Genomic DNA, 10,666 nt, shown 5'->3' with positions numbered 1-10,666 from the left:
CCCTTGGCTTCGCCCGAGCCGAACTCTTTGGCCAGCACCGTGGTGATCGCCGCCGTCAGCGTGGTTTTGCCGTGGTCAACGTGGCCAATCGTGCCCACGTTTACGTGCGGTTTGGTCCGCTCAAACTTACCTTTTGCCATGGCTGACTCCTGACTATGGAATTAAGCAACAAAAATGAATGAAATAGAGTGGTGCCCATGACGCGGATCGAACGCGTGACCTCTCCCTTACCAAGGGAGTGCTCTACCACTGAGCCACATGGGCGTACTGCAATTACCGTAAAAAACCCGCCTTTTGCAAGTTGCCCTGCAAATAAGGCGAGCCTTGAAAACCTGGAGCGGGTGAAGGGAATCGAACCCTCGTCGTAAGCTTGGAAGGCTTCTGCTCTACCATTGAGCTACACCCGCATGGGATTCCGTTCTTTCTCGCCGTTCTTCCGGGGCTGATACTGCCAGCCATGCCAGACACCGGGTGCCACCTGCAGGCCAAGGCCCGATAGGCCCTGATAACCACCGGCAGCGCCTGCGGGTAAGCTCTGGTGGTGGGAGTTGGATTCGAACCAACGTAGGCGCAAGGCCAACAGATTTACAGTCTGCCCCCTTTAACCACTCGGGCATCCCACCAAAAGAGAACCACGAATTATGAGCCTTTTTTTTGACCTTGTCAAATGGCTAGAATAGTGCCCTAAGGGATTCAGGGCTGTTATCCCGGCGAAGCGCACACATGAGAAGAATTCGCGCCTTCTGGGGGCTTAACCCGCCTGCTGCGAAAAAACCATAAGCTTCATCATCTACCTCGACTCCGCCATCGACGAAGCCCGTCGCACAACGGCTGGACCGTACCACCAGCAAGCCCCTGGCAGCCGCAGCCTCGAGCCGTCGCCACACTGCAGAAGGCGCGTTGCCGCTGCCTACGCCGGCAACCACGATGCCGTCAGGGTCTGTCGCCAGCAAGGCATCCACCCAATCGGTATCCATGCCCGCGTGAATATACAGAATGGGTACTTTTGGCCAGGCATCCAGCGTGAGGTCGGCAAAAGAACCCTTCCATCGGTCGGCGATGGACGGCGTGTAATTGAATGCAATATTCCCGCCCAGCATCCGCGCCAGGGGGCCATGATTCCTGCTGGAAAAAGCCTCGAGCGCGTTGGCGCTGATTTTTTGTAATTCAACGGCGTCGTAAACGACGTCATTCATGACCACCGCCACACCGATGGCTTTGGCCGAAGGGCTTTTTGCCAAGCAGATCGCTGCCTGAAGATTCGCCGGACCGTCTGCACTCAAAGCGTGAGCCGGCCGCATGGCGCCGGTCAGGACCACAGGCTTGTCGAGCTGTGTGACCAAATGCAGGAAGAAGGCAGTTTCTTCGAGGGTATCGGTGCCGTGAGTCACCACGATTCCGTCGACCGAAGGATCTGCGTTCAGGCGGCGTACACGTGCGGCCAGGGAATTCCAGATTTCGAGATCGACATCCTGGCTGCCGACATCAGCGTGACGTTCGACGGTAACATGCACCGAACTTCCGATGTCTGGAACGGCATCCAGTAAGCGGTCTGGTGGCAACAGGCCCGCCTTGTAATCCACCCCATGGGAAGGAAGAGCGGCGATGGTCCCGCCACAGGACAACAGGACGATATGCGGTAATGGGCCTTTATTCGTCGATGACATTGGCCAGACCCTGACGCTCCAGCAAGGAATTCAGGTGCTCCCAATCGTGAAAATCAATGACCAGCTGCCCGCGATTGCGGGCACCGACTTTTAGTGTGACGCGGGTTCCCAAATGGTCGGACAAGGCCTGCTCGAGCCGCTTGGCGTCGCCGGAGGGCGCTTTCGAATTTCGGGTGCCATTCGGTGCAGGGTTTTCGAGACTCTGCAGCGTACGGGCAACAAGTTTTTCGGTTTCGCGTACGGAAAGACGTCTTGCGATGACTTCGTTGGCAAGCAGGATCTGCTGCGCGGCCTCTGCTGCCAGCAGCGCGCGCGCGTGACCCATGTCGATATCGCCGGCCAAAAGCATGGTTTGTACGGGTTCGGTCAGGTTGAGCAGACGCAGCAGGTTGCTGGTAGCCGAACGGGACCGCCCAATGGCTTGCGATGCCTGTTCATGAGTCAGGCCGAATTCATCGAGCAGACGTTTGACACCGTGCGCCTCTTCCAGTGGATTAAGGTCTTCACGCTGGATATTTTCAATCAGCGCCATTACCGCTGCGTTTTCGTCCTCGACTTCGCGCACCAACACCGGGACTTCAGTGAGCCCTGCTAACTGGGCAGCGCGAAAACGGCGTTCGCCGGCAATAATTTCATACTTGCCTGCCGAGGATAAAGGCCGCACCAATATTGGCTGCATGACGCCTTGCGAGCGTATTGATTCAGCCAATTCGTTAAGCGCCCCTTCATCCATTCTGGTACGAGGTTGGTATTTACCGGCCTTTAATGCCTTGATGCTTAACTTGGTGGGCGTTTGTGGTTCGCTTTCTTTCTCTTTACCCAGGGCGCCGATAACGGCTGCGTCCGCTCCGAGTAAAGCGTCCAAGCCCCTTCCCAAACCTTTGGGTTTTCTTGTCGCCATGTTGCGTCCTTAGAGATTCTTTAATTGCGGAGGCCGCGCCACCGAGCGCAAGACCTCTTTCTTGACCCGCTTGATCAATTCTTCGCCGAATTCGATATACGCCTTGGCGCCACGCGAACTTTTGTCGTATACGGTTCCGGGCATGCCATGACTGGGGGCTTCGGCAAGCCGAACATTGCGAGGCACAATGGTCTCAAACACCCGGTCACCAAAATGAGCTTCAATTTGCGCCGACACTTGCTGCTGAAGCGTTACGCGAGTATCAAACATGACCCGCAGCAAGCCGATAACCCGCAAATTGGGGTTGATGTTCTGATGGACACGCTTGATGGTGTTGACGAGGTCGGAAAGCCCTTCCAAAGCGAAATACTCGCATTGCATGGGAATAATAACGCCGTCCGCCGAGGCCAGACCATTAAGCGTCAGTAACGAAAGTGTTGGCGGGCAATCAATCAGTATGAAATCGTAATCGTCCAGTACCTTTGAGATGGCGTTCTTGAGCTGCATCTCGCGGTCTTCCATCTGGATCAGGTCGATTTCGGCGCCGGAAAGCTCGCGATTGGCCGGCAACACGTCGTAGCCGCCCGTTTCTGATCTGACACGGACCGATGCAATATCGGATTCACCGATCAGTACCTGGTACAGATTATTGTGCACGGAGTTTTTATCGACTCCGCTTCCCATGGTGGCATTGCCCTGAGGGTCGAGATCGATCAACAGCACTTTCTTGTCAAGGGCTGCCAAGGCGGCGGCCAGGTTGATGGCAGTAGTGGTCTTGCCCACCCCTCCCTTTTGATTCGTGATGCAAAACACCTTGACGACGTCGGCGGAATTATTGAAATTCATGAGTTTCCTTAAGGGCCGGGCTTAACAAGCCTCGATCCACACCAGACAGCGCTGTGCTTCCAACAATGGTACCTGTAGCTGCTGTACGGATTGAACCTTCCAGTTGCCCTGCTTGTGCAGGGCGTCTATTTCTTCTTCGGGATGGCGACCTTTCATGGCCAACAAATGACCGCCCGGACGAACGTGTGCACCCGCCAGTGTCGCAAAATCTACCAGCGATGCAAAGGCCCGGGAAACCACGATGTCGGCGCCCAGTGGCTGAATTGATTCTATGCGTTCGTGCCTTGCCGTCAAATTGGGCAAACCCAGTACACCCGCCATCTGACGTACAAAAGCCATCTTCTTTTCGACGGCGTCTACACAATGAACTTGCCAACCCGGACACGCAAGGGCGATTACCACCCCTGGCAATCCTGCTCCCGATCCGACGTCAACAATAACAGCTTCTGACCGAAAATCCAGTGCCTGCTGCATGGGTCGAATGACCGCCAGGCTATCGACAATATGCTGCACAAGCATCTGCCCGGGGTCACGAATGGCAGTCAGGTTATACGTACGGTTCCACCGCTGCATCTGGGCCAGATACTCAAGCAGCAATGCCTGCGTCTTGTCGGTAAGGTCGAGCTGCAGCGCTTCAACCGCCTCGGCGAGCCGGTTCTTCAGATTGGGATCGAACATCAGGCAGCCCGTCTAGCATGTTGATGCCGCTTGATATGAATTAGCAATAGAGAAATAGCAGCGGGTGTCACACCCGAAATGCGACTGGCTTGCCCGATGGTTTCGGGACGCGCGAGTTTCAGACGTTGCCTGACCTCGATCGACAAGCTGTCGATGGCGTCGTAGTCCAGATCTTCTGGAATGAGCTGACTTTCCTGCGCAGCCTGTCTTTTGACATCCTCTTGTTGGCGTGCAACATAACCGGCGTATTTCACTTGGATTTCAACCTGTTCGGCAACAACCGGGTCCTGCACCCCCGGACCCGCCAGCAGCACTCCATCCGGCTTCTGGAAACTCATCAAGCGCTTGTACGAAAGTTCCGGACGTTTGAGCAAATCGAAAAGTGAGTACTCACGTTCAAGTGGCTTACCAACCAGATCGGCCGCAGTTTCGCGGTCCAGCACTTTAGGATTTACCCATGAGCTTTTAAGACGCTGCAATTCCTGCTCAATGGCATCCCGCTTGCGATTAAATGCGTCCCAGCGTTCATCAGAGATCAAGCCCATCTCTCGGCCAACCTCAGTCAGCCGCAGGTCCGCATTGTCTTCACGCAAGCTTAGGCGGTATTCGGCGCGGGATGTGAACATCCGATATGGCTCTGTAACGCCCCGGGTTATCAAGTCGTCGACAAGGACACCCAAATACGCTTCGCTACGCGAAGGAGTCCAGGGCTCGAGTCCACGCACCTGGCGCGCGGCATTCAATCCTGCCAGCAGTCCCTGGGCCCCTGCTTCTTCGTATCCTGTGGTGCCGTTTATTTGTCCCGCAAAGAACAGACCTTTAATGGCACGAGTTTCCAAAGAAGACTTGAGTTCTCGAGGATCGAAATAATCGTATTCGATCGCATAGCCAGGTCGGGTGATAATCGCCTGCTCCAAGCCTGGTAAAGAACGAACCAACGCGATTTGAATATCAAACGGCAAACTCGTCGATACGCCATTGGGATAAATCTCATTGGTCGTTAGACCTTCAGGCTCCAAGAATATTTGATGACTTGCCTTATCAGCGAAACGATGAATCTTGTCTTCAATCGAGGGGCAATATCTTGGTCCAATACCTTCAATCGTTCCCTGATCGCTGTACATGGGTGAGCGATCCAGACCCGAGCGTACGATATCGTGAGTACGCTCGTTGGTATTGGTGATCCAGCAAGGTAATTGCTTGGGATGCATCGCTTCGGATCCCATGTACGAAAACACAGGAACTGGGTCAAGATCACCGGGCTGCGTCTCTGTCTTCGAAAAATCAATGGACCGGGAATCAATGCGCGGCGGTGTGCCGGTTTTTAGCCGTCCTTGCGGAAGCTTAAGCTCCTTCAGGCGATGGCCAAGCGTAATAGAGGGCGGATCACCAGCGCGACCACCAGAATAATTATTCAGACCAACATGAATCAATCCGTTAAGGAATGTACCAGCGGTGAGTACAACCGACCGTCCGCGAAACTTGAGACCGATTTGCGTAACCGCTCCGACGACCCTGTCCCCTTCCAGCATCAAGTCTTCAACCGCCTGCTGGAAAATCATCAGATTGGGTTGGTTCTGCAAAATTTGGCGAATCGCGCTTCGATAAAGCGACCGATCGGCCTGAGCTCGGGTAGCGCGTACAGCCGGGCCTTTGGATCGGTTCAAAATGCGAAACTGGATTCCCGCCTTGTCTGTGGCCAGGGCCATGGCTCCGCCTAGCGCGTCGATTTCCTTGACCAGATGGCCCTTGCCAATTCCACCAATAGACGGATTACACGACATCTGCCCAAGAGTTTCTATATTGTGGGTCAGCAACAGCGTCGAGGCACCTGTACGGGCAGCAGCTAACGCGGCCTCCGTACCAGCGTGGCCGCCTCCAACTACGATGACGTCGAATTCGTCTGGGTAGATCATTTGAAGTACAAAAGGGGGGTTAAAGGATGATTATACTTGCCGCGCTCGTGTGTTTCACGTGAAACATTTTCACTTAGCACTCGGACGTTGCGCTCGCGTACGCATCGCAGCCCACGCTGTGCAATTCCATCTCGACACTGCCTGGTTTTTCCCCAGGTTTTTCTTGGCATCTGCGCGGATGATCGAGCGGATTTCGTCAATCAGTATTTCGGCTGCCGTGCCTGGACGCGTAGACAGACTACTGTGCTCCAAGCGTGTCAGGGATTCCTCAAAAGTGCGTCGAGAGTTTGCGCACCTAGCCAGATTTCCAAGGGCCAGAAGACACGAATATGCATGTCGGGTACCACCTGCTTGACCGTTTCACAGATTTCCATACTGATCCGGCCGGTGTGCGAAAAGCGCTAAGCATCCATCTGAACCGACGTGGGCTGCCCTCTGGCACATGCGGTGAGCAGAATTAAGATCTTGGACAAAGAACGCGTTTTCGTCTTCTAAACCTGGGTACGTCGGCACCTTTAAGATTAAAGATAGAGCTTAAGCTACAAAATATTGCTGTAACCCGAAGATCATGTTGCTGCCCTTTCAATTAGACCGCCGCAAGACACAATGGATAATACTTGGCAGCATGAAAAACCCTGCACTCACTCCTGTTGCAAGAAACAACTCATAGGTAGCATGGCTAAACCGGCACACCCGCTACAGCAGGGTTACGGTAATCAGTCGGCTCTAAAGAACACACCCCGGATGAGTGCACCCCGAATCAACGGGGCAACAGTTCTCTCGCTATCCTCTATGCTCGCCGGCTACCGGCAGGCGGATACTGTCACACCAACTTGACTTGTTGTTTTAAGCTCCAAACGCGCTGAGCAACAATCAGTTCAATTAGCCCCAGCCAATAAACTATGCGGCATTATGAAAGGCCACCATGTTTCACGTGAAACATTACGGCAATTATGATTTCGTAGGAATCTAACGACAAAAAGCGAACACCGTCTATAACAGATCGTGTTGAACGAAAACCTTAGACCAATAACTTGTTGTCGATGCAGACGCCATGTCTTAGCGCAACAGTGGCAATTTCTGCTCAATAGAAATGCCTTCGACTTCTCAAATTAATCCTAATACCAAACTATAAAATTTAATTTCTTTGCCAGACATCCTCAGTTTAAGCCGAGTTTGGCTACAGACGCGCTGCCGTTAAAAAATGTCGAATACTTTCGGCGTATTCCACTACGTTGGACCCATAGGGACGCTACACGGGCGAAAACGCAGACCACTGCAGGTGCGCATAGTGCGCACTCCAGGAATCGGTTCCCGTAGAACAAGAAATGGACTTCATCGTATCGCCATTTGACAGCATTACCGTTTCACCTTACTCCAAATACGACCTCGGCTATGCGTACTGCTATGCGATTTGCTATCCCTCTTGCTCTGTCTGACTATTATGTCCAATACGCCGCCCGAAACTCGCAAATGACGAGCCTTCTTAGGCCATGACGGAGTTCTGATTCCTATATACCCAACTAATTGAATCGTTGTCCAATACGAAGGTAGTGCAGGAAAGAATTGGCTCCTAAAGAACAAGGCGCACTTGAGTGAGGTGTATTTGGGTAAGGCGTTCTCGGGTAAGGTGTACTTGGGTAAGGTGTACTTCAAGATCAGGATTCAACCGAGCCCCTCAGCAACGACCAAGCTGACAACTAGCTTAACTTTCCTATTTACAGTTAACGGTGGGCATCACATAAATGATTGTATGTCCGTGAATAACGAGCCCGCTCGTGTGTGTTTCACGTGAAACAGTTAACTGATAGAAGTGCGTTTGAATCCAAGCCGGGGCACATTGAAGGAGGTCAGGTCACGAAGTTCAGTTCATTGATCTTCATTGACCAATTTCCTGACTATATCTACTTTAGATCTGACCGAATCGAGTGATGGCATGTAAAGTATTTATGTCGAACTGCTGCCGCTATTAGGATTGACGCAGGCTGCTACCCGTACATCGCCAACGGAGCAGTAAAGTGAAGGCGCTACGGGCGCTCCAATCAATGCTAATTTAGCCCATTTCGTGACCATTAGCGCGGCTTCTTAGAATTCATGCAGCTCATCACTTAACACTCCCGAGTATTTACGAATATCAACTTGGGCTGAATGCAACTGGACATCTATCACTGTTTCTTTAACGTACGATCTGTAGATAACCTTCAAAACATTGTCTTGAATGTGCCGAGGTTGAAGGGCGCCGGATTAACCACCGACATAATCCAAGTTCGTGTTCGTCGCAGTCGAGCACTAAATACCATACCGAGATTCCTTCGAAGCGGATTGCCGGCATGCAGCAGCCTGATGAGGACATCTCGGCAGTTGGCCATTTGAAGTGATCAGCTCTCTTACGAATACCTAACTTTCCTCGGCTTCTCGAACTTCAAGGATGTTTCACGTGGAACACGGTCGAACAATACTTATCTTAAACGACCATTGCGCACTATCCGCCATTTGGCGGTTCCAGGCTTTGAAAGCTGCACTGTGGATAACTTTGTGAGCAAGTTGGCGGAATAGGGCAAAAGTGTGCGAACAAACCGTTTCGTTCACCACTTGACAAGCGAAAACTGATTTTGCAATCCGCGACTCTGAAAGTCAGTGAAAACCCTATATACCACAGTCGCTTACGCGAAATACGACGCGGCAGAAAGTGCCTGGCGACCCCCTATCAATCTGGCGACAAACACCTCAACACAATTTTCCACACACCTGTGTATAACTTCACTGGATACTAATCCAGCACCATGTGGTTTATCAAAAAACATGACAATCTTTGGATAAACAAAAAACGCCCCCGCCAAAAGGCGTAGGGCGTCAGGAGAAGCTCGCGAAAGTTGAACCAACGCGAAATATTATTATTTTTTATAGCGCGCGAATTTCGGCAGCTTGGGGACCTTTGGGCCCGTCCTTTACTACGTATTCGACTTCCTGGCCTTCGTTCAAGCTGCGGTAACCGCGGCCCTCGATAGCCGAGAAATGTGCGAATACGTCTGTGCCGCCGTCGTCTGGAGTGATGAATCCGAAACCCTTGTCGGCGTTAAACCATTTAACTTTGCCCTTCTGAGCCATGTGTAGCGTCCTAAAAATGAAAAAGGTGCTCAAAACCAAGAACGCCTACACCAAAAGAGCAGCAGCCACCTGGTACAGAATCCCGCGTACAGCTTGGTTAAGAATGCACCGGCAAGAATAACCACAGCCACACGCTTTCACAAATACTAGTTTTCCCCTATGTCGCACAATTTTTTCATGCACGTAGCTTGCTTACGACGATAATCTTGGGATGTCCAACCCACTATCGAACACGACGATTTCATGAACCCGATTTCACGCTTGCCTAACGTCGGCACCAATATTTTTACGATCATGAGTCAAATGGCGATTGATCATGATGCTATCAATCTGGGACAGGGTTTTCCGGATTTCACGCCTGACCCAGTTTTGCTCGAACTGGTGAACAAGGCCATGCATGAAGGGCACAATCAATACGCGCCCATGTCTGGAATACCTGCGCTTCGTTCACAAATCAGTCAAAAAATATTGTCCCTGTATGGCCATAAATATGATGTTGATCATGAGGTTACCGTAACCGCTGGTGCTACCGAAGCTCTGATGGCCACCTTGATGGCCCTGGTGCATCCTGGCGATGAAGTCATAGTGATTGAACCGTTTTACGACTTGTACATTCCCATCATTCAGTTAGCTGGTGGGAGTCCAGTAGTTGTTCCAATGGTGGCACCGACCGCGCAAAATCCACGTTACCGCGTCGATTGGCAGCGAGTCGAAGATGCCATTACTGCAAAAACCCGCTTGCTGGTGCTCAATTTTCCGCATAACCCTACCGGCATCGTAATGACAAAAACTGACCTGGATGCCATCGAAAGCCTGGTACAAAAACATGGCATTTTGCTGTTAAGCGACGAAGTCTATGAACACATCACGTTTGACGGACACAAACATTTGAGTTTGTCGATGCGGCCGGCCTTGGTGGAAAACTCAGTTGTTGTTTCATCGTTCGGCAAAACGTATCACACGACCGGGTGGAAAATGGGTTACTGCACCGCCCCAAAAGCAATAACTACAGAAATTCGTAAGGTGCACCAATTTACGGTTTTCACAACAAGCTCTCCCTTTCAGTATGCACTGGCGCAGTTCATGACCAATCCCTTGCCATACACGCAACTGGCAGACTTTTACGAAAAAAGACGTAACTACCTCGCTCAGGGGCTCAAAGCAACTCGTTTCAAGCCATTACCCTGCGATGGAACATTTTTTTTAATTGCCGATTACAGCGAAATTTCGAGCCAAAACGAGTTGGAGTTCGCACGTTGGCTAACAACAGAACATGGGGTTACCACAATTCCGGTTAGCGCCTTTTATCAGGATCCGTCTGATAAGGGTTCGAATCACCAACTTGTGAGGCTGTGTTTTGCCAAACAGGACCAAACCCTCGATGAAGCATTAGAGCGCTTGGTAAAAATTTAAGTGTCTGTTGATCGACCCGGTGAAGTATACGTCGTAAAACTTGCAAGAGGTACGACCAGATAATTGGGTGGAGTTGGGATCAGATATCTTTTTCAGACCTTAATTTTTATATATAAATGGTGGTAGTAATGGGTGTC

Annotated in this window: 8 protein-coding genes and 3 tRNA genes; 1 reads left to right on the top strand and 10 read right to left on the bottom strand. The window is 51.6% G+C overall.

Translation table 11 applies throughout. From position 1 onward, the window contains the following. From Q1J88_RS08605 to Q1J88_RS08560, 10 genes are all read right to left on the bottom strand, one after another. Positions 1-140: GTP-binding protein (locus Q1J88_RS08605; RefSeq protein WP_301117218.1), on the bottom strand; the 140-nt coding region annotated here is incomplete at its 3' end. Positions 141-189: 49 nt separating this feature from the next. Further along, a tRNA-Thr gene (locus Q1J88_RS08600) sits at positions 190-264 on the bottom strand. Positions 265-333: 69 nt separating this feature from the next. Further along, positions 334-407: transfer RNA gene (locus Q1J88_RS08595), tRNA-Gly, on the bottom strand. A gap of 129 nt (positions 408-536) precedes the next feature. Further along, positions 537-623 (bottom strand) — tRNA-Tyr (locus tag Q1J88_RS08590). Positions 624-671: 48 nt separating this feature from the next. After that, positions 672-1,667, bottom strand: coding sequence for an asparaginase (locus tag Q1J88_RS08585; protein ID WP_301117217.1), 996 nt, complete (start codon positions 1,665-1,667; stop codon positions 672-674). Then, positions 1,651-2,568: a ParB/RepB/Spo0J family partition protein gene (locus Q1J88_RS08580; protein WP_301117216.1), complete on the bottom strand. Its 918-nt coding sequence runs from the start codon at positions 2,566-2,568 to the stop codon at positions 1,651-1,653. The genes Q1J88_RS08585 and Q1J88_RS08580 overlap by 17 nt, the downstream gene beginning before the upstream one ends. Before the next feature lie 9 nt (positions 2,569-2,577). Next, positions 2,578-3,414, bottom strand: a complete 837-nt coding sequence (locus Q1J88_RS08575) for an AAA family ATPase (protein ID WP_301117215.1) — start codon at positions 3,412-3,414, stop codon at positions 2,578-2,580. Positions 3,415-3,435: 21 nt separating this feature from the next. Continuing rightward, complete coding sequence (gene rsmG / locus Q1J88_RS08570; RefSeq protein WP_301117214.1) at positions 3,436-4,092, bottom strand: 16S rRNA (guanine(527)-N(7))-methyltransferase RsmG; 657 nt, start codon at positions 4,090-4,092, stop codon at positions 3,436-3,438. Further along, the gene (gene mnmG / locus Q1J88_RS08565; RefSeq protein WP_301117213.1) at positions 4,092-6,008 is read right to left on the bottom strand and encodes a tRNA uridine-5-carboxymethylaminomethyl(34) synthesis enzyme MnmG; all 1,917 of its coding nucleotides are present in this window, start codon (positions 6,006-6,008) and stop codon (positions 4,092-4,094) included. The genes rsmG and mnmG overlap by 1 nt, the downstream gene beginning before the upstream one ends. A gap of 2,901 nt (positions 6,009-8,909) precedes the next feature. After that, positions 8,910-9,116, bottom strand: a complete 207-nt coding sequence (locus Q1J88_RS08560) for a cold-shock protein (RefSeq protein WP_301117212.1) — start codon at positions 9,114-9,116, stop codon at positions 8,910-8,912. 243 nt (positions 9,117-9,359) lie between these two features. Here Q1J88_RS08560 and Q1J88_RS08555 point away from each other — a divergent pair, with 243 nt between their 5' ends. Continuing rightward, positions 9,360-10,529 carry a methionine aminotransferase gene (locus Q1J88_RS08555; RefSeq protein WP_301117211.1) on the top strand — a complete coding sequence of 390 codons (1,170 nt, stop codon included), beginning with the start codon at positions 9,360-9,362 and terminating at the stop codon, positions 10,527-10,529. Positions 10,530-10,666 lie beyond the last annotated feature (137 nt).

The sequence above is a fragment of the Pusillimonas sp. genome, assembly GCF_029263785.1.
GTDB lineage: Bacteria > Pseudomonadota > Gammaproteobacteria > Burkholderiales > Burkholderiaceae_B > Pusillimonas.
Note: the sequence above shows the minus strand (reverse complement) of the source record. Positions and strands in the feature narration are given on the sequence as shown.

What these genes read in the sequence shown, in the direction of transcription:
- Q1J88_RS08585 (WP_301117217.1), bottom strand. Translation starts at nt 1,667, where the DNA reads ATGTCATCGACGAATAAAGGCCCATTACCGCATATCGTCCTGTTGTCC.
- Q1J88_RS08580 (WP_301117216.1), bottom strand. Translation starts at nt 2,568, where the DNA reads ATGGCGACAAGAAAACCCAAAGGTTTGGGAAGGGGCTTGGACGCTTTA.
- Q1J88_RS08575 (WP_301117215.1), bottom strand. Translation starts at nt 3,414, where the DNA reads ATGAATTTCAATAATTCCGCCGACGTCGTCAAGGTGTTTTGCATCACG.
- rsmG (WP_301117214.1), bottom strand. Translation starts at nt 4,092, where the DNA reads ATGTTCGATCCCAATCTGAAGAACCGGCTCGCCGAGGCGGTTGAAGCG.
- mnmG (WP_301117213.1), bottom strand. Translation starts at nt 6,008, where the DNA reads ATGATCTACCCAGACGAATTCGACGTCATCGTAGTTGGAGGCGGCCAC.
- Q1J88_RS08560 (WP_301117212.1), bottom strand. Translation starts at nt 9,116, where the DNA reads ATGGCTCAGAAGGGCAAAGTTAAATGGTTTAACGCCGACAAGGGTTTC.
- Q1J88_RS08555 (WP_301117211.1), top strand. Translation starts at nt 9,360, where the DNA reads ATGAACCCGATTTCACGCTTGCCTAACGTCGGCACCAATATTTTTACG.